The sequence below is a fragment of the Streptomyces sp. CAI-85 genome (assembly GCF_013363615.1).
Classification (GTDB): domain Bacteria; phylum Actinomycetota; class Actinomycetes; order Streptomycetales; family Streptomycetaceae; genus Streptomyces; species Streptomyces antibioticus_B.
The window spans coordinates 13706-31587 of record NZ_JAANNX010000017.1; the positions used below are offsets into that span (position 1 = coordinate 13706).

The following is a 17882-nucleotide window of genomic DNA, read 5'->3' on the forward strand; positions in this document are numbered from 1 at the left end:
GCCGCTCTCGACCTGGCGTGAACGCGGGTCCGTTCGCACCCTCGCGCCCCGCAGCCCCTCACCCGCACACTTGAGCCACGGACGCTGTGACCGTTGGAGGGGGAGACGGGACGTGCGGGACAGCCACAGGACGGACGCCGAACGACTGCTGACTCGGGCCGTGGAGGAGGAGGTGCGGCGTTCCGGGGGCCGTACCGACCGGCAGGCGCTGATGACCCGGGCCCGGGGTGCGCTGGACGCCATGGCGAGCAGCGCGGCCGAGGAGTACGAGGCGTACGCGCGTGCCGCGGACGCGACGGAGGCGGGCCGGAGCGGCCTCGTGCGACGCTCGGCGCGGGCGGGCGGGCGGACCCCGCTGCTGGTGGCGGGCGTCGCCGCGGTCACCACCACCGTCGCCGACCTGGCGCTGGGCACCGGGCCCGGCACGGCGCTCGGCGCGGGGGTCGCCGTCGGGGTCGTCGGCGCCGCCACGACCGTGGTGAAGGCCGCCGGCACGCACCGGCCCGCCGAGGTCCCGCCCGGCGGTGCCGAGCAGTTGCGGCTCCAGTGGCTGACCGCGCTGGAGGTGCGGGGCATCCGCCCGTTCCTGGACCAGCAGCGGATGCTGGGCGCGACGACCGGGCCGAAGAAGCGGCCGGGACCGCGGCTGCGCGGCACGGACAAGAGCGCGGCGGCCCGCGGGCGGACGGTACTTGAGCAGTCGTTCGGCCAACTTCCCGATCCGGCGGGGCCGTTCGCGGGGCGGCGGGAGGAACTGGCGCGGATCCGGCAGTGGGTGCAGGCGGCCCGGGCCGGCACCGCGACCCGGCCGGTGGTCGTCGTCCTGCACGGCCCGCCCGGCAGCGGCCGCAGCGCGCTCGCGATCCGCGCCGCGCACGAGCTGCGCGACCAGTTCCGCGGCGCCTGCGTGGTCGATCTGCGCGGCGACGGCGCCCAGGAGGGCGTAGGTGAGGGCATCCGGGAGGGCACGCGCGAGGGGACCCTCGCCACCCGGCCGCTCACCACCCGGGACGCGCTGCTGCATCTGCTGAACCGGCTCGGCGCGCCCCGCGAGCAGCTCCTCTTCCGGGAGCGCACCTCCCCCGACCAGCAGGTCAAACGGCTCGGCGAGCTGTACCAGCAGCATCTGACCGGGCTGCCCGTCACGATCGTCCTGGACGACGCCCACGACCCGGAGCAGGTCCGCGCGCTCGTCCCGGAACGCTCCGAGAGCCTCGTCCTGGTGACCGCCCGGACCCCGCTCGACCTGCCCGCCGACCTGTCCGCGCAGGTGCACGAAGTGCCGGTGCTCCCGCTGGAGGCGGCCGGCGCCGAGGAACTCCTCGGCACCGCCGCACAGGACGCCTCGGGCCCCTACGACGCCGAATCCGCCGACCGCATCAGGGAGTTGTGCGGCGGACTCCCGCTGGCGCTGCGCATCGCCGGCTCCTCACTGGGCCCGCGCTCCCCGCGCGCCCTCGCCTCCGACCTGGCCGCCTACGGCCCGGTGGAACCGGCGGAGCGCGCCCTGTGGCTGCGCTACACCGACCAGCCCGAACCGGCCCGCCGGCTGCTGCGCCGGCTCGCGCTCGCCGGCCGGGCCTCGCTCGGTGCCGCCGCGGCCGCCGCGCTGCTCGCCACCGACCGCGAGGAGGCGACCCGGCTGCTCACGGCGCTCGCCGACGCCGGACTCGTCGACCGGGTGCGCGGCGACCGCTACCGTCTGCACGCCGTGGTCCGCGCCTTCGCCCGTGCCCGGCTCCTGGACGAGGAGGAGCCGGCCGAGCGCACGGCCGCCCAGGAACGGCTGATCGTCAGCCACGCCGAACTCGCCGACTCCGTCCTGCGGCTGGTCGACGGCAACATGTCGACCCGCTCGGACCGCTTCACCCCGCACGGCTTCACCTCCCTGGACGAGGCGCTGCGCTGGCTGGACGACGAGTCCAGCTTCATCACCGCGGCCCTGCGGCAGGCCGAGGGCGTCGACGAGGAGGCCGTGCTGAGCCTGCTGGGCGCGCTGTGCGACTACTGCCTGCTGCGCGGCGACCTCTACCGGCTCGGCGAGATCAACGAACTGGCCCAGGCCGTCGGCCAGGACCTGCTGGTGCGCTCCGTGCAGTGGCGCACCGGCATCGCGGCCCGGCAGCTCGGCGAACTGGACAAGGCGCGGACGACCCTCAGCTCGGTCGTGGACCTGTACCTCCAGGCCCATCACGACGCCGGCGCGGCCCGCGCCCTGTGCTCCCTGGGCATCACCCTGCACCACCAGGGCAACCTCACCGAGGCGGCGGCCCGGCTGCGGGAGGCGCTGGACCTCCAGGCGGCGCCCGGGCTGGCCACCGACCGCGCCTGGACCATGCACGCCCTGGCGGCCGTCGAACGCGACCGGGCCCGGCTCTCTGAGTCCCTGGACCTGCTCACCCGCTCCCTGGTCCTGCACCGCGAGGGCGGCTCCCTGCACGGCGAGGCATGGGCGCACTTCCAGCTCGGCCAGCTCCATCTGCGGCGCGGTGACGTCCCCCTGGCGGAGGGCGAGCTGCGCGACGCCCTCGGTCTGTACGGCCGTACCCGCGACGCCCGCGGCGAGGCATGGGCCCTGACCCAGCTCGCGCGGGCCCGGCTGGTCGCCGGGGACGCCCCGGCGGCGGAGGAGGGCCTGCGCACGGCGGCGGCCCGGCACCGGGACAACGAGGACGCGCGCGGCGAGGCGTGGACCGTGTACCACCTGGGCCTGGCCCTGGAGGAGCGCGGCGACCTCGACCGGGCGGTCCGCGAGCTGGAACGCTCCCGGTCGCTGTTCTCCCGGATGCGCGACGTCTACGGCCTGGCCTGCGCCCGGCACCACTCGGCGCGCGTCACCCGGGACCAGCGCGCCGCCCAGACCGGCTCGCTGCGCAACTCCGGCTTCGCCCGGCAGCTCCTCGTCGACGCCCGCGCCGACTTCCAGCGCATCGGCGTCGCCCACGGCGAGGCGTGGACCTGCCTGGAACTGGCGATCGTCGAGGCCGGCAACAGCCGCACCCCGCAGGCCCTGTCCCTGTGCGACGAGGCCCTGTCCCTCTTCACCTCCTACGGCGACCACCGCGGCGAGGACTGGGCCCGCTTCCTGCGCTGCACCCTCCTGCCGTACGCGTCACCGGGCGGCGTGGAGGTGGGCACGGCGGTGGCCTCGGCGGAACTGGCCCGGCTGGGCGAGGCGCCGGGTCCGCTGCGGGACCCGAGGCTCACCGAGTGCGCGGAGGCGTACCGGATCCTCCTGGAGCGGGGCGTCCGGCTGGAGGCGGGCTGGCAGGCGTGGCGCCTCGGCATGATCCCGGGACGGCACGCGCGCGAGGTGATGGGGGTGGCGGTGCCGGGGGCGGAGTCGTCGTAGGCGGCGGGGCGGGGGCACGGGAACGGACCGGCCCGGGTCTGTCGCCCGGGCCGGCCGTGATGTCCCGCTCGCGGCCTCGGTCAGCCCTGGGCCGGGGAGGGCTTGCCCTTGCCGGTGGCCGCCGTGGTCGCCGCCGCGCCGTCCTCGGCCGGCGGGGTCTCCTCGAAGGAGACCTTGCCCATGTGCTTGTTCATCGACTTCATGAGGCCCCACACCGCCACGGCCATCACCGCGAACACGATGAAGCCGAGGACGCCGGGGGTGACCTTGTTCTCGTCGACCTCCTTGGCGAGGGGGACGAGATGCGTCATTGCCAGGCTCACGCTTGCGCTCATGTCAGGCATTGTCGCGGATGCCCGCAAAGAGGTCGTCCTCGGGGAGGGACGTTCCGACGAGGGTCTTCGCCAGCTCGTACTCCTCCGTCGGCCAGACCTCCTTCTGGATCTCCATCGGGACCTTGAACCAGCCGCCGTCGGGGTCGATCTGCGTGGCGTGCGCGATCAGCGCCTTATCGCGGATCTCGTAGAAGTCGGCGCACGGGACGTGCGTGGTCAGCGTGCGCTCGACCCGCTCGAACTCGCTCCACCGCTTGAGCCAGTCCCCGTACGGCGACTCCAGGCCGCGGTCCAGCATCGCCTGGTGCAGCGCCTCGGTGCGGGGGCGGTTGAAGCCCTGGTTGTAGTACAGCTTCTGCGGCTGGTACGCCGGGCCGAACTCGGCCTCGGGGTACGTCTCGGTGTCGGCCGCGCCCTCGAAGGCCACCATCGTGATCTTGTGGGTCATGATGTGGTCGGGGTGCGGGTAGCCGCCGTTCTCGTCGTAGGTGGTGATCACCTGGGGACGGAAGGAGCGGATCTGCTTCACCAGCTCGCCGGCCGCCTTGTCGACGTCCTCCAGGGCGAAGCAGCCCTCGGGCAGCGGCGGCAGCGGGTCGCCCTCGGGCAGCCCGGAGTCGACGAAGCCGAGCCACTCCTGCTTGACGCCGAGGATCTCGCGGGCCTCGTCCATCTCCTTCTTGCGTACCTCGTGGATGTGCTCCTCGATGTACTTGTCACCCTGAAGCTTGGGATTGAGGATGGAGCCGCGCTCCCCGCCCGTGCAGGTCACGACCAGCACGTCCACCCCCTCGGACACGTACTTCGCCATGGTGGCCGCGCCCTTGCTCGACTCGTCGTCGGGGTGGGCGTGGACGGCCATCAGTCGTAGCTGGTCAGTCAAGACTCATCCTCGGTAAGTCGGCGCCCGGTGTGCACCGGCGCGATCGCAGGCTTCTATAGTGACCGAACCGGGGGGCGAATAATTCCGGGAGCCGGACGGGACGACCCGAATTCGGGACCGCGGTCCGCCCCCGCCGGACGCCAGGGCCCGGTCCGCCGGATGCCAGGGCTCAGCCGGATGCCAGGGCCGGATCAGCCGAGAGGACGATCATGAGTACGGCGAGCACGCGACCGCCCGAGGGCCGCTACGGCCGGGTCTCGGACGAGCACGCCGACCGCAGGCTCAGGATCCTCGGCGGGGTGCTCGGCGCGGTGCTGCTGGCCGTGGTCGGCTTCTTCGCCTACCACTACGTCGGCCAGAACAAGATCAGCGCCGAGGTGATCACCTTCAAGGCGACCTCGGACGACGCGGTGCGGGTGCATCTGGAGGTCCGCAAGGACGCCGGGGCGAGCGGCTACTGCACGGTCCGCTCTCAGGCCGAGGACGGCGCCGAGGTGGGCCGGGCCGACTTCCGCTTCTCCGGCGACGAGACCCGGATCGACAAGGTCGTCACGCTGCGCACCACGGCCCGCGGGACGACGGCGGAACTGCTCGGCTGTCACGCCGGCTGACCGGGCTCGATCCCCTCAAAACGTCCGCACTGACCTGCGTCGACGTAATTCTGGTGGCTTATGTCCTCCCCCTTTGCCCGCTGAATTGTTAGGCTCGTGGTTTCGCCCTTCCGCTGAGGAACATGCTTGAGGCAGGGCGATGCTTTGTCTTCCCAGTACCGACGAGGAGCACCTGTGACCCAGACCAGCGAGTCCGTCACCTGGCTGACCCAGGAGGCGTACAACAAGCTCAAGGTCGAGCTTGAGTACCTTACTGGTCCTGCGCGCACGGAGATCGCCGCCAAGATCGCGGCCGCGCGCGAGGAGGGCGACCTTCGCGAGAACGGCGGGTACCACGCGGCCAAGGAGGAGCAGGGCAAGCAGGAGCTCCGCGTGCGCCAGCTCACCCAGCTCCTGGAGAACGCCAAGGTCGGCGAGGCCCCGGCCTCCGCGGACGGTGCGGTGGCGCCCGGCATGGTCGTGACGATCGCCTTCGACGGCGACGAGGACGACACGATGACCTTCCTGCTGGCCTCGCGCGAGTACGCCAGCTCCGACATCGAGACCTACTCGCCCCAGTCCCCGCTGGGCACCGGCGTGATCGGTCACAAGGTCGGCGAGGACGCGGAGTACGAACTGCCCAACGGCAAGAAGGCCTCGGTCCGCATCCTCAAGGCCGAGCCCTACAGCGGCTGACCCCTCCCCGTTTCTTTCCGACGAGCCCCCGGCACCCGTGCGGCCGGGGGTTTCGTCATGCGGTCGTCTTGGTCATGCGGTGGCCGAGCGGTACTTGCGGACTGCCAAGGTGCGGAAGATGGCGATGATGACGATCGAGTAGATGATCGAGGCCCAGACGGGGTGGGCCATCGGCCAGGCGTCGGACGGGGAGACGCCCGGGTCGCCGAAGAGGGTGCGGCATGCCTGGACGGTGGCGCTGAACGGGTTCCACTCGGCGATCGGTTGCAGCCAGGACGCCATCTGCGAGGAGTCCACGAACGCGTTGGAGATGAAGGTGACCGGGAAGAGCCAGATCAGGCCGCCCGAGGTGGCCGCCTCCGGGGTTCTCACGGTCAGGCCGATCAGGGCGCCGATCCAGGTGAACGCGTAGCCGAGGAGGAGCAGCAGACCGAAGGCGGCCGCGATCTTGCCGGCGTTGGTGGGTTCGGCGTAGCCGGGGCGCCAGCCCACCAGGAGGGCGACGACCGCCAGGACGAGCAGGGTCAGCGAGGTCTGCACCAGGTCGGCGAGGGTGCGGCCGGTGAGGACCGCGCCGCGGGCCATGGGCAGCGAGCGGAACCGGTCGATGAGGCCCTTGTGCATGTCGTCGGCGATGCCCGCGCCGGCTCCGGCGGTGGCGAAGGTGACGGTCTGGGCGAAGATGCCGGCCATCAGGAAGTTCTTGTACACGTCCGGGTCGGTGGAGCCGCCGATGCTCATCGAGCCGCCGAAGACGTATGTGAACAGGACGACGAACATCACCGGCTGGATGAGCCCGAAGATCACCATCTCGGGGATCCGGCTCATCCGGATCAGGTTCCTGCGGGCGATCACCAGGGAGTCCCGGACGGACTGGCCGATCGCGCCGCCGGAGGCGGGGGCGGGTGCGGTGCCGCGCGCGGTGTCGGTGAGGGTGCTCATACGGCGGTCTCCTTGGCCTTGCCCTTGCCTGTACCGGTGCCGTCCTCGTCGTCGCCGCGGGCGTCGCCCGGTTCCGCGGCGTGTCCGGTCAGGGAGAGGAAGACGTCGTCGAGGGTGGGGCGGCGCAGGCCGATGTCGTCCATCTCGATGCCGCGGACGTCCAGTTCCCTGATGACCTCGGCGAGGAGCTTCGCGCCGCCGGTGACGGGGACGGTGAGTTTGCGGGTGTGTTCCTCGACGGTGGTCTCGCCCTTGCCGAAGCCGGCGAGCACCTCGCGGGCCGTGGCGATGTCCTCGCGCTCGCGGACGACGACCTCGACGCGCTCGCCGCCGGTGCGGGCCTTGAGCTGGTCGGAGGTGCCGCGGGCGATGACCTTGCCGTGGTCGACGACCGCGATGTCGTGCGCGAGGTGGTCGGCCTCTTCGAGGTACTGGGTGGTGAGCAGCAGGGTCGTACCGCCGGACACGAGGTCCTTCACCACGTCCCACAGGAGTTGGCGGTTGCGGGGGTCGAGGCCGGTCGTCGGTTCGTCCATGAACATGACGGGCGGGGAGACGACGAGGGCGGCGGCCAGGTCGAGGCGGCGGCGCATACCGCCGGAGTAGGTCTTGGTGGTGCGGTCGGCGGCGTCAGTGAGGTCGAACTGTTCGAGCAGTTCGGCGGCGCGGGCCTTGGCCGCCTTCGCCTTCATCTGGTAGAGCTGTCCGACCATCTGGAGGTTCTCGCGGCCGGTGAGGTATTCGTCGACCGCGGCGAACTGGCCGGACAGGCCGATGGAGCGGCGCACCTCGTTGGGGTGCTTGAGGACGTCGAGTCCGGCGACCTGGGCGCGGCCGCGGTCGGGCCGCAAGAGCGTGGTGAGGCAGCGGACCGTGGTGGTCTTGCCCGCGCCGTTGGGCCCGAGAAGGCCGAGGACGGTGCCCTCCGGGACGTCGAGGTCGACGCCGTCGAGGGCCTTGACGTCGCCGAAGGTCTTCACCAGCCCTTCGGCGTAGATGGCGCCTGGCATATGGGTCTCCACGTCGTTGGGGATTCTTCCGAAAGCCTAGGTCCGCGTATTTCGTCGTGCGCGGGATTTTCGTGGCGGGGCGACCACGAGACACACCATAACGCGATGTATCGCGTCTCACAATGGACTTACCCGAACGAGTGACACGACGGCGGGGCCGGCAGCCGCCCCGCGTCAGCCGACGACCGTGTAGCCCGCCTCGTGCAGCGCCCGGCCGACCTCCGTGCAGTGCTCCGGGCCCTTCGTCTCCAGGTGCAGTTCGACCTCCGCCTCGGTCAACCCGAGCCGCGGATCCGTCCGCACATGGCTCACGTCCAGGACGTTGGCGTCGACCACCGTCAGCACGCCGAGCAGGGTGGCGAGGGCACCCGGCCGGTCCGTCAGCCGCACGCTCACCGTGAGATAGCGGCCCTGCGCCGCCATGCCGTGCAGCAGCACCCGCTGCATCAGCACCGGATCGACGTTGCCGCCGGACAGCACCGCCACCACCGGCCCCTCGAAGGCGCCGGGATCGCTCAGCAGCGCGGCGACCGGGCTCGCCCCGGCCGGTTCGACCACCAGCTTCGCCCGCTCCAGGCAGAGCAGCAGCGCGGTGGACAGCTCGTCCTCCGAGACCGTGCGCACCTCGTCGACCAGGTCCGCGACGATCCCGAACGGCACGTCACCGGGCCTGCCGACCTTGATCCCGTCGGCCATCGTCGCCGGAGCGGACACCGCCACCGGATAGCCGGCGGCCAGCGAGGGCGGGTACGCCGCCGCGCCCGCCGCCTGCACCCCGACGATCCGCACGTCCGGCCGCAGCGCCTTCACCGCGACCGCGATCCCGGCCGCGAGACCGCCGCCGCCGATGCCGACGACGATCGTGCGGACCTCCGGGCACTGCTCCAGGATCTCCAGACCGACCGTGCCCTGCCCCGCGATCACGTCCGGGTGGTCGAAGGGATGGATGAACACCGCGCCGGTGCGCGCCGCGTACTCCTGCGCGGCGGCCAGCGTCTCGTCCACCACCTGTCCGTGCAGCCGCACCTCGGCGCCGTACCCGCGGGTGGCACTGATCTTCGGCAGCGGGGCGCCGCGCGGCATGAACACGGTGGCGCGGACGCCGAGCAGCGACGAGGCGAGCGCGACGCCCTGCGCGTGGTTGCCCGCGCTGGCCGCGACCACCCCGGCGGCCCGCTCCTCGGGCAGCAGCCCGGAGATCCGCACATAGGCGCCGCGCAGTTTGAAGGAGCCCGTGCGCTGGAGGTTCTCGCACTTGAGGTGCACCGGCGCGCCGATCAGCCGGGAGAGGTACCGGCTGCCTTCCATCGCGGTGGTCCGCGCCACGCCCGACAGCATCTTCTGGGCGCCGCGGACGTCGTCGAGAGTGACGGGCCGCAAGGAGTCAGCCGTGCCGTAGCTCATGACACCAGCATCGCAGTTCACAGGCGGGAACGACCGCTGTGACCAACCTCCGAGACCGGATTCCGAAGGGCAGGTACGGTGCGCCTTCCGGCCGCGTACCCTGTCCCCCAACCAGCAGCCCTTTCATGAAGTGAGCCCCCGGCCATGCCCACAACACCTGAAATGTCGATGGACATGACGACCGTCGGTGACACCGGCCTTCTCGACACGCTTCAGCACGAGGTCGCGGTGTTCGCGCGCCGTGCCGAACAGACCCGGCTCGGCGGCGTGGGGCAGGTGCGGAACTCCATGGACCGTGCCGCGTACCTGCTGCTCAACCGCCTCGACAACGAAGGCCCGATGGGCGTCAAGGCGCTCGCCGCGAGCATGGGCATCGACTCCTCGACCGTCACCCGGCAGGTCGCCCCGCTCGTGGACACCGGCCTGGTCAAGCGCACCTCGCACCCCGAGGACGGGCGGGCCGTGGTGCTCCAGCTCTCCCCGCGCGGGCAGTCCCGTCTCGAGGAAGTACGGTCCTCGCGCCGCCAGTTGATGGCCGAGCTGACCGAGGACTGGGCTCCGGAGGAGCGCGAGGCGTTCTGCTCGCTCCTGACCCGCTTCAACACCGCCCTGTCCGCTCGCATGGCGGCCCAGGGCCTGCCCGGCGCGGACGCGGGGACCACCGCGTCGTAGGTCCGCCCCCGCGCCCCGCCGTCCGGCACGTATCCCGCGCGTGCGCGGCTCTTGACCGAAAGCGTTCGCCTGGCCTCATATGAGAGCGGGGTACGAGGGGTGCCAGGGGGTCGCCGTACGGCGGGAGGCTCGATGTGCGTGAGACGCGTGCGGTACGGGAAGCCCGACGGGCCGGGGAGTTCGAGGCGTTCGTGGCCGGGGCGGGCGGCCGGCTGCTGCACACCGCGACCCTGCTGACGGCCGAGAACGACCGGGACAACCCGCGCGCGCGGCGCCTGCTGACACTCGCCCTCGCGCACACGTACGCGTGCTGGGACCGGCTGCGCGGCGAGGACCCCTACCACCACGCGCGCGTGCGTCTGGCGCTCCGCTTCGCGCACGGCGCCTGGCACCGGTACGCCGTCCTGCCGTTCGGCCGCGGCCGCCGGTCCGCCGTCGGCCCGCTGGCGGGGCTCACCCCGCAGGAACGGCTGATCCTGGTGCTGCGGCTCTACGAGGGGGTCGCCGAGGAGCAGGTGGCGGCACTGCTCGGACTGCCCGGGGAACATGTGCGCGCGGTCTGCGACCGGGCCACGGCGACCCTGCTGCACCCGCCGCGCGGACCGGCGCCCGCGCGTGTGGGGGCGGAGGTGACGGTCTCGTGAACCGGACGCAGCGGGAGGCCGCCGTCCGCCGGATCATGGAGGGCACCGAGCCGCGCGTCCCGCCGGGTCTGTGCGCGGACGCCGTGCGCCGGGGCGGCCGGCTGCTGCGCCGCCGGGAGCGGGCCCTGCGGCTGATGTGGCTGGTGCTGTGCGCGGCGACGGTCGCGTTCACCGTCTGGGCGCTCGTCGCCCGGCCGTGGGTGGAGCCGCCGTCGGAGACGACCCCACCCCTCACCGGCTGGTGAGTGAAGGCCGGTGGGTGAGCCGGTGGGCTACTTGCCCAGCGCCTGCTGGAGGTCCTCCAGCAGGTCCTCGACGTTCTCGATGCCCACCGAGAGCCGCACCAGGTCTCCGGGGACCTCCAGCGCGGAACCGGCCACGGACGCGTGCGTCATACGGCCCGGGTGCTCGATGAGGGACTCCACGCCGCCCAGGGACTCGCCGAGCGTGAACACCTTCGCGCGGTTGCAGACCTCGACCGCCGCCTCCTCGCCGCCGGTGACGCGGAAGGACACCATGCCGCCGAAGGACCGCATCTGCTTCGCCGCGACCTCGTGACCGGGGTGCTCGGGCAGGCCCGGGTACAGCACGCTCGTCACACGCGCGTGCCGCGACAGCATGTCGGCGACCTTCGTGGCGTTCTCGCTGTGCCGGTCCATGCGCACCGACAGCGTCTTGGTGCCGCGCAGCACCAGCCAGGAGTCGAACGGCCCGGCCACCGCGCCCATCGCGTTCTGGTGGTACGCCAGCTCCTCGCCGAGCGTCTCGTCGGCGGTGATCAGCGCGCCGCCCACGACGTCGGAGTGGCCGCCCATGTACTTGGTCAGCGAGTGCACCACGACGTCCGCGCCGAGCGACAGCGGCTGCTGGAGGTACGGCGTGGCGAAGGTGTTGTCGACGACCAGCCTGGCGCCCGCGTCCCGGGCGATCTGGGCGACGGCTGCGATGTCGGTGATGCCGAGCAGCGGGTTGGAGGGGGTCTCCACCCACACGGCCTTGGTCTTCGGGGTGATCGCGGCGCGGACGGCGGCCGGGTCGCTGGTGTCGGCGACCGACCACTCCACGCCCCAGCGGGCGACGACCTTGGCGAACAGCCGGAACGTGCCGCCGTAGGCGTCGTCGGGGATCACCACGTGGTCACCGGGGCTGAGCAGCGTACGCAACAGGCAGTCCTCGGCCGCCAGTCCGGAAGCGAACGCGAGGCCCCGGCGGCCGCCCTCCAGGGCCGCGAGGTTCTCCTCCAGGGCGGTGCGGGTCGGGTTGGCGCTGCGGCTGTACTCGTAACCGCCGCGCAGACCGCCGACGCCGTCCTGCTTGTAGGTCGAGACCTGGTAGATCGGCGGGACGACCGCGCCGGTGAGGGGATCGGCGGTGTTGCCCGCGTGGATCGCCAGGGTCTCGAAGTGCTGACTGATGTGCCTGTCGCTCATGGGAACCGAGCGTAGTGCGCTCACGGGAGTGCTGCCGGACAGGGCGCCCGCGGGGCCTGCGACGGGAGTGTGTCCGAAGGGTTATCCACAGGTGGGGGGACGGGTTGGCCAATTGTCGGCGCGGTCTGGTTCGCTGGAGGCATGGAGATTCTCTGGGTCCTGATGGCGCTGGTCATGCTCGGCTTCGTGGTCGTGCCGCTGCTGCGGCGCAGGCGCGGCGCGGTCGGGCTGGTCCCGGCCGGCCACCCGGACGGCGCGGACCCGGCGACCTACGGCTTCGCGCGCACGGAGGAGCTGGACATCCGTATGCCCGGCCCCGACCACGACCTGCTGGACGTCCTGGACGTCGTCCAGCGCACCCAGGACCACCGCGCGGCGCAGCAGTTGCTGGCCGGTACGGAGACCGAGGGCGAGCTGCGCTGGCAGCGCGTCCAGGCGTTCGCCGGCGCGGCCTCCCTGGAGCTCCAGCAGCGGCCGCGCGAGGTGAGCGAGACGCCGGGCGGCCAGTGGCTGCGGGTCTGGCGGACCGAGGCGCCGAAGGACCCGGGCGGTGCCGCGGTGTACGCCGAGTTCCTGGTGCAGCAGGCGTGGCGGACGTCGACGCCGGGCACCCAGGACTTCCGGATCATCATGGAGGAGGCCCGGGACGCGTGCGGTCATGCGGCGCTGCTCGCCCCCGACGACCCGATCCCGTACATCGTCGAGCTGTCGGTGGCCCGTGGCCTGGACTACCCGCAGTCGGAGTTCGAGCAGCTCTGGCTGAAGATCCTCGACCGCGCCCCGGCGCACATGGGGGCGCATCTGGCGGCCCTGCACTACTGGTGCGAGAAGTGGCACGGTTCGCGCGCGCAGGCGTACGCGTTCGCCGAGGCGGCCGCGGCCCGCGCCCCGCAGGGCTCGCTGCTGGCGGCCATGCCGCTGTTCGCGGTCTTCGAGCATCTCCCCGAGGTGAACCTCGTCCGCGGCTTCTACCAGAGCGAGGTCGTCACCAAGGCGATACACGGCGCGCTGTACGCGGTGCACGCGGCCCGTCCCGACGACCCGATGCTGGCGCACGTCCGCCATCTGCTGGTGTTCTTCCTGGTGGGCTCCGAGCGCTGGGCGGAGGCCATGAACCAGCTCGTCCACGTGGACGGCCATGTGGGCGCCCTGCCGTGGACGCTCTCGGCCGACCCGGCCGCCGAGTTCGCCGTCTACCGCGCGCTGGCGGTGGCGGGCTACGAGGCGAACGGCGGCAGCCCGGCGACACTGCCGCACTGATCCCGCCGGCTCCCGTCGACTCCCCCCGACGGAGACGCGAGACGCGACGGAAACGGGCCCGCCGGAGCGGGCCCGTCACGGCATTGCGGTCGGTCGGCCGTCAGCCCTCCGCGCGGGCGGGCAGTCGCCACCCCGGGCGGGGGAAGTGGCAGGTGTAGCCGTCCGGGTAGCGCTGGAGGTAGTCCTGGTGCTCGGGCTCGGCCTCCCAGAAGGGGCCGACCGGCTCCACCTCGGTGACGACCTTGCCGGGCCACAGCCCGGAGGCGTCCACGTCCGCGATGGTGTCCTCGGCGATCCGCTTCTGCTCGTCGTCCACGTAGTAGATCGCCGAGCGGTAGCTGAGGCCGATGTCGTTGCCCTGGCGGTTCCTGGTGCTCGGGTCGTGGATCTGGAAGAAGAACTCCAGCAGCGTCCGGTAGTCGGTCCGCTCGGGGTCGTAGAGGATCTCGATGGCCTCCGCGTGCGTGCCGTGGTTGCGGTAGGTCGCGTTCGGCACGTCACCCCCGGTGTATCCGACCCGGGTCGCCGTCACGCCCGGAAGTCGGCGGATCAGCTCCTCCATCCCCCAGAAGCATCCGCCGGCCAGTACGGCCCTCTGCGTCTGCGCCGCCATCACGGCCCCTCTCGCTCTTCGTCGTCCAGGTCTCTCGGGCCACGCCGTACGGGACCCACTGACCTCAACACACGAGGGCACCTGCCGATTCCGCGCCTCCCCGATACCGCGTCTGCACCGGCTCAGCGGACGGTGAAGCCGGCCGCCTCGGGGTCCAGCGTCGAGGTGCCGTCCTCCGCGGTGGCCAGGACGGCGACGTGCCAGCGGCCGCGCGGGGACGACGCGGCGTCGGCGCCGGTGACCTTCACGGTGTAGGAGCAGCGCACAGTGTCCCCGTTGGAGGGCGTGCAGTCGGCCCGCTCGGCGGCGGCCATGTCCGAGGGGGTCAGCTTCTTCTCGGCGAGGGACGAGTCCTCGGGCCAGGCCAGCACCTTCACGCTCTGCACCCCGGAGCCCGCCGTGACGTCGGTGACGAAGGACAGCGAACCCTCGCGGTCGCCGTCCGGCGCGGTGTAGCGGGCGGTGCTGCCCGCCAGCGTCGGCGCCTGCTCCCCCGCGTGGGCGAGAGCGAACGCGCCTGCACCGGCGCCGCCGAGGACGACAAGACCGGCGGCCACGGACAGGGCGATACGTCGGGACATGGAACTCTCCATCAGGCTCGGCACGAGAATCGGTCCGGCGCACTCCCCCGCGCCGCTGCGCCGATCCTCGCCGCCCGGCACCCCGCCGGGCATGGGCGCACATACTCAACCGGCCCTGAGTAGAACCCCCGAACACCCGGACACCCCGGACACCCCGGACACCCCGGACACCCCGGACGCCCCGGACGCCCCGGCTAGTCGACCTCGATGCCGAAGTCCCCGACGAGTTCTCCCAGGCCGCCCGGGTATCCCTTGCCGCCGAGGACGAAGTCCCAGTCGCCGTTGGGCCGGTGGCGGAAGGAGCCGAGGACCAGCGCGGTCTCGCCCGGCCGCCCGTCGGAGACCTCCAGTTGCCCCAGCTCCGCGAAGCTCGGGTCGAGGAGGCGGATACGGGCGTCGGTGAACCCGGCGAGGTCGGCGTCCGGGTCGGTCTCCGGGTCGACGGCGGCCACCAGGACGAGCCGGTCGGCCTCGGCGGGCAGTCCGTCGAAGGAGACGCAGATCGCGGCCTTGTCAGGAGGCGTCGCGGGGAGCGCGCGCACCGAGCCGTCCGGGGTCCGCGGGTTGTTGAAGAAGACGAAGTGGTCGTCGCTGAGGACCCGACTGCCGCGGCAGACGAGGGCGCACACGTCCAGACCGACGCTCCCGGTCCACGACATGCCCAGGACGTTGTAGTCGGCCGGCAACGCAGCGCCCGAGCCGGAGGCCGGACGGGAGGCCGAATCAGCAGCCGGCCCGGACGCCCCCGCCGGTGCTGGCGCCGCTCCCCGCCCGCCACCGTCCCCCAGACGCCCCCGCAGACCGTGCCGATGCAGCAGGTCGACGAGTTCGGTCCCCGACACGAGTTCCAGCGGCTTGCCGTTGGCGAAGGTGTGCGAGCCGGGGCCGAACCTCGACGTCGTCACGAGGACGCCCTTGTTGGCGCCGGCGTCCTGCACGGTCCCGTACAGGTCCCGTACGGCCGTGGGCGGCACGGTGTTGCGGTACCGCTTCACCTGCACGACGATCTTGCCGCCGCGGATCGGTGCCGGGTCCCGGGCGTCGACGTCCACCCCGCCGTCGTTGGAGCGCTGGGTGGTCACCGCCTGCATCCCCATGGCCCGGAAGAGGTCGGCGACGAGGTTCTCGAAGGCGATCGGGTCCATGGCGAACAGGTCCGGTTCCTCGTCGCCGCCGTGGGCGACGACCCGGTTGCCGACGTCGTCCGGACGTCTGCCGGGCCGTACCGGGGCGAGCTGGTCCGGCCGGGCCGAGAGCTGGCCGCGCAGCGCGTCGGTCAGGCAGCCGACGGGGTCCACCTGGGCGAGGTGCAGATCGTCGAACGTGGAGCGCGCGACCATGACGGTCGCGAGGAAGAAGCGTCCCGGGCGGCCCGTCGTGGGGTCGTGGCCGTCGACGAAGCCGTTCAGGGTCACCGATTCGAGGGCGCCCAGCTCGCCGTCCGCCGTGAACAGCTCGTGCAGCACGAGGAGCGCGCACTGGGCCAGCGTCTCCCGGTACAGGGCCCGGCGCTGGGCTGCCGGGCGGGGCACGTCCTTGTCCTGGTCGGAGCCGACCATGTACCGGACGGCCTTCGCCTCCGGGACGATGTCGAGCGCGGGCAGCTCCCAGTCCAGGACGAGCTGCCGGGCCGCCGGGTCGTAGGCCGCGGCCACCTGGCGCGGGAAGTCCTGCGGCCACGCCGTCGAGGCGTAGAGGGCGGCGGAGAGGTACTCGATCACCGAGTCGGGGTCCTGGCGCCGCATGCCGTCGGTGAGCGCGGCGACCCCGGCGTTGTGCCGCCGCACCTCGGCCAGTCGGGCGTCGGCCCACTCCTGGTACTCCCGCTGGTACGACGCCAACTGCTGCTGCCGCCGGGCCTCCGCGGCCTGGGCGGTCCGCCAGTCCCGTTCGAAGCGCGCCCGTGCCTCGGCCTGTGCCTGCTGGCGGCGGCTCGCGGTCCAGCCGCCCTGTGTCTGGTAGTGCTGGAGGTCCGGCATGGGCACCGGCTGCGCCAGGGCGCCGGGAGCGAAGGGCTCGACCACCTCGGGCCGCAGCAGCGAGGCGACCTGGAACGCGGGCGCGCGGCAGCCCGAGGCGAGGAGCCCCTGCAAGGCCGCGACCTGCGCGTCCAGTTCCTCCGTACGACGGATCGCCTCCGCCGTACGGTACTCACGGTGGCTCTGGGCGGCCCGGCGCTGATAGGCCCGCGCCTCCCGCTCCTGGTGTCTGCGCCGCCTGGCCTCGGCCTCCAGCTCGCGCTGCTGCTGGCGTTGCATCTCGGCCCAGACCCCGACGAAACCGGTAGAGCGACGACTCATGTGCTACACGCCCTCCCCAGGACGTCGGCAGCCGGAAATCACCGTGATGGCCCCCCACCCGGTGTGACGAGCCGACTCTATCCAGCGATCGCCGCTTCGCACATCCACTCGGCAAAGGCGGTCCACTGCTGCGATCCGCGCAGGTCGACGTCGCTGTGACGCCGAGTCCGGGTGATCACCGCGCCGCCGGGGCCGTGATGCCGAGGACGCGGTCGTGGAGGACGGGGAGTTCGGTGCGGATGCGGGTGACCTCGGACATGTCGAGGTCCGCGGTGAGCGTCTCCTGGTCCGGTCCGGCCTCGGCGAGGACGGTGCCCCAGGGGTCGACGACGACGCTGTGCCCTGCCTGGTGGATGCCGCTGTGGGTGCCGGCGGCGCAGCAGGCCAGCAGGAAGACCTGTTCCTCCAGGGCCCTGGTGCGGGTGAGGAGCCGCCAGTGCGTGAGGCGTGCCGCGGGCCAGGCGGCCGGTATCACGATCAGCTCGGCGCCCGCGTCGATCAGGGCCCGGAAGAGTTCCGGGAAACGCAGGTCGTAACAGATGGCGAGGCCGACGACACCGAAGTCGGTGGGGACGGTGACCACGTCCTCGCCGCCGCCCATCAGGGTCGCCTCGCCGGTGTCGAAGCCGTAGCGGTGGATCTTGCGGTAGCGGCCGCGCAGCTCGCCGTTCCGGTCGAAGAGCAGGGCGGTGTTGTACAGCGTGCCGTCCGCGTCCCGTTCGACGATCGATCCGGCGTGCAGCCAGGACCCGGCCTGCCGGGCGGCGGCGGACAGGGCGACGGCCGTGGGGCCGTCGACGCTCTCGGCCTCGCGGTCCCAGCCGTCGTAGGACCAGGCGCCGGCCGTCCACAGCTCCGGCAGGACCACCAGGTCGTCGCCCGCCCGGTCGCGGACCAGGGAGGCCGCCCGGTGACGGCGTTCTTCGGCGGACTCCGACGCGTCCACGGACAACTGGATCAGCGAGGCTCGCATGACTGTCACCTCCGGGACCGCCGTCGCAGGGGGCGCACGGTCCAGTCCGAGGGAACCTCTTCCCCTACGAGCCTAAGGACGCCGGTGAGCCTCCCGCACGTCCCGGCCCACGGAAAACCGGCCGGTGACGGCCGCGACCAGCGGATATGGCAGGGTGAGCCGACCCATTCATGATCTCTGGCCGGCCGAGCCGCCGG

Annotated in this window: 17 protein-coding genes; 7 read left to right on the top strand and 10 right to left on the bottom strand. The window is 72.5% G+C overall.

Annotated features, from left to right (window positions below; genetic code table 11):
• The first annotated feature begins 112 nt into the window (after positions 1–112).
• Positions 113–3352, top strand: a complete 3240-nt coding sequence (locus tag G6W55_RS20155) for a tetratricopeptide repeat protein (RefSeq protein WP_175522235.1) — start codon at positions 113–115, stop codon at positions 3350–3352.
• A gap of 80 nt (positions 3353–3432) precedes the next feature.
• Here the strand turns inward: G6W55_RS20155 and G6W55_RS20160 are convergent, their stop codons facing one another.
• Together G6W55_RS20160 and mca are read right to left on the bottom strand one after the other, a co-directional pair.
• The gene (locus tag G6W55_RS20160; protein ID WP_175522236.1) at positions 3433–3696 is read right to left on the bottom strand and encodes a hypothetical protein; all 264 of its coding nucleotides are present in this window, start codon (positions 3694–3696) and stop codon (positions 3433–3435) included.
• Positions 3689–4570, bottom strand: coding sequence for a mycothiol conjugate amidase Mca (mca, locus tag G6W55_RS20165; RefSeq protein WP_175522237.1), 882 nt, complete (start codon positions 4568–4570; stop codon positions 3689–3691). The genes G6W55_RS20160 and mca overlap by 8 nt, the downstream gene beginning before the upstream one ends.
• Before the next feature lie 209 nt (positions 4571–4779).
• On the opposite strand from mca, the gene G6W55_RS20170 reads away from it, so the two are divergent.
• Entirely contained in the window at positions 4780–5181 is a 402-nt protein-coding gene (locus G6W55_RS20170) for a DUF4307 domain-containing protein (protein WP_175522238.1), read from the top strand.
• A gap of 174 nt (positions 5182–5355) precedes the next feature.
• On the top strand, positions 5356–5856 hold the full coding sequence (greA, locus tag G6W55_RS20175) for a transcription elongation factor GreA (protein ID WP_030783513.1): 501 nt from the start codon (positions 5356–5358) through the stop codon (positions 5854–5856).
• Positions 5857–5928: 72 nt separating this feature from the next.
• On the opposite strand, the gene G6W55_RS20180 is transcribed toward greA, so the two are convergent.
• From G6W55_RS20180 to ilvA, 3 genes are all read right to left on the bottom strand, one after another.
• Complete coding sequence (locus G6W55_RS20180) at positions 5929–6798, bottom strand: ABC transporter permease (protein WP_175522239.1); 870 nt, start codon at positions 6796–6798, stop codon at positions 5929–5931.
• Positions 6795–7808: an ATP-binding cassette domain-containing protein gene (locus tag G6W55_RS20185; RefSeq protein ID WP_175522240.1), complete on the bottom strand. Its 1014-nt coding sequence runs from the start codon at positions 7806–7808 to the stop codon at positions 6795–6797. Before G6W55_RS20185 ends, G6W55_RS20180 begins: the two co-directional genes overlap by 4 nt.
• 174 nt (positions 7809–7982) lie before the next feature.
• Positions 7983–9212 carry a threonine ammonia-lyase gene (gene ilvA / locus G6W55_RS20190; protein WP_175522241.1) on the bottom strand — a complete coding sequence of 410 codons (1230 nt, stop codon included), beginning with the start codon at positions 9210–9212 and terminating at the stop codon, positions 7983–7985.
• Between the two features lie 162 nt (positions 9213–9374).
• Here ilvA and G6W55_RS20195 point away from each other — a divergent pair, with 162 nt between their 5' ends.
• From G6W55_RS20195 to G6W55_RS38800, 3 genes are all read left to right on the top strand, one after another.
• Positions 9375–9884: a MarR family winged helix-turn-helix transcriptional regulator gene (locus G6W55_RS20195; RefSeq protein WP_175522242.1), complete on the top strand. Its 510-nt coding sequence runs from the start codon at positions 9375–9377 to the stop codon at positions 9882–9884.
• Between the two features lie 134 nt (positions 9885–10018).
• Complete coding sequence (locus G6W55_RS38795) at positions 10019–10528, top strand: sigma factor-like helix-turn-helix DNA-binding protein (RefSeq protein ID WP_309243764.1); 510 nt, start codon at positions 10019–10021, stop codon at positions 10526–10528.
• On the top strand, positions 10525–10773 hold the full coding sequence (locus G6W55_RS38800; protein ID WP_309243765.1) for a hypothetical protein: 249 nt from the start codon (positions 10525–10527) through the stop codon (positions 10771–10773). Before G6W55_RS38795 ends, G6W55_RS38800 begins: the two co-directional genes overlap by 4 nt.
• A 27-nt stretch (positions 10774–10800) precedes the next feature.
• Here G6W55_RS38800 and G6W55_RS20205 read toward each other — a convergent pair whose 3' ends face one another.
• The gene (locus tag G6W55_RS20205; RefSeq protein ID WP_175522243.1) at positions 10801–11958 is read right to left on the bottom strand and encodes a cystathionine gamma-synthase; all 1158 of its coding nucleotides are present in this window, start codon (positions 11956–11958) and stop codon (positions 10801–10803) included.
• 141 nt (positions 11959–12099) lie between these two features.
• On the opposite strand from G6W55_RS20205, the gene G6W55_RS20210 reads away from it, so the two are divergent.
• Complete coding sequence (locus G6W55_RS20210) at positions 12100–13218, top strand: hypothetical protein (protein WP_175522244.1); 1119 nt, start codon at positions 12100–12102, stop codon at positions 13216–13218.
• Positions 13219–13318: 100 nt separating this feature from the next.
• On the opposite strand, the gene msrA is transcribed toward G6W55_RS20210, so the two are convergent.
• From msrA to G6W55_RS20230, 4 genes are all read right to left on the bottom strand, one after another.
• Positions 13319–13831 (bottom strand): peptide-methionine (S)-S-oxide reductase MsrA, encoded by a 513-nt coding sequence (gene msrA / locus G6W55_RS20215; RefSeq protein WP_175522245.1) that lies wholly within the window; start codon positions 13829–13831, stop codon positions 13319–13321.
• 122 nt (positions 13832–13953) lie between these two features.
• Positions 13954–14412 (bottom strand): DUF5707 domain-containing protein, encoded by a 459-nt coding sequence (locus tag G6W55_RS20220; protein ID WP_175522246.1) that lies wholly within the window; start codon positions 14410–14412, stop codon positions 13954–13956.
• 194 nt (positions 14413–14606) lie between these two features.
• Entirely contained in the window at positions 14607–16712 is a 2106-nt protein-coding gene (locus G6W55_RS20225; protein WP_175522247.1) for a restriction endonuclease, read from the bottom strand.
• A gap of 175 nt (positions 16713–16887) precedes the next feature.
• Positions 16888–17685: a carbon-nitrogen family hydrolase gene (locus tag G6W55_RS20230; protein ID WP_175522248.1), complete on the bottom strand. Its 798-nt coding sequence runs from the start codon at positions 17683–17685 to the stop codon at positions 16888–16890.
• Positions 17686–17882: the final 197 nt, after the last annotated feature.

Excerpts from the sequence above, each read along its gene's own strand:
- G6W55_RS20160 (WP_175522236.1), bottom strand. The coding sequence starts at position 3,696 with ATGCCTGACATGAGCGCAAGCGTGAGCCTGGCAATGACGCATCTCGTC.
- G6W55_RS20170 (WP_175522238.1), top strand. The coding sequence starts at position 4,780 with ATGAGTACGGCGAGCACGCGACCGCCCGAGGGCCGCTACGGCCGGGTC.
- G6W55_RS20180 (WP_175522239.1), bottom strand. The coding sequence starts at position 6,798 with ATGAGCACCCTCACCGACACCGCGCGCGGCACCGCACCCGCCCCCGCC.
- G6W55_RS20185 (WP_175522240.1), bottom strand. The coding sequence starts at position 7,808 with ATGCCAGGCGCCATCTACGCCGAAGGGCTGGTGAAGACCTTCGGCGAC.
- ilvA (WP_175522241.1), bottom strand. The coding sequence starts at position 9,212 with ATGAGCTACGGCACGGCTGACTCCTTGCGGCCCGTCACTCTCGACGAC.
- G6W55_RS20195 (WP_175522242.1), top strand. The coding sequence starts at position 9,375 with ATGTCGATGGACATGACGACCGTCGGTGACACCGGCCTTCTCGACACG.
- G6W55_RS20205 (WP_175522243.1), bottom strand. The coding sequence starts at position 11,958 with ATGAGCGACAGGCACATCAGTCAGCACTTCGAGACCCTGGCGATCCAC.
- G6W55_RS20210 (WP_175522244.1), top strand. The coding sequence starts at position 12,100 with ATGGAGATTCTCTGGGTCCTGATGGCGCTGGTCATGCTCGGCTTCGTG.
- msrA (WP_175522245.1), bottom strand. The coding sequence starts at position 13,831 with ATGGCGGCGCAGACGCAGAGGGCCGTACTGGCCGGCGGATGCTTCTGG.
- G6W55_RS20220 (WP_175522246.1), bottom strand. The coding sequence starts at position 14,412 with ATGTCCCGACGTATCGCCCTGTCCGTGGCCGCCGGTCTTGTCGTCCTC.
- G6W55_RS20225 (WP_175522247.1), bottom strand. The coding sequence starts at position 16,712 with ATGAGTCGTCGCTCTACCGGTTTCGTCGGGGTCTGGGCCGAGATGCAA.
- G6W55_RS20230 (WP_175522248.1), bottom strand. The coding sequence starts at position 17,685 with ATGCGAGCCTCGCTGATCCAGTTGTCCGTGGACGCGTCGGAGTCCGCC.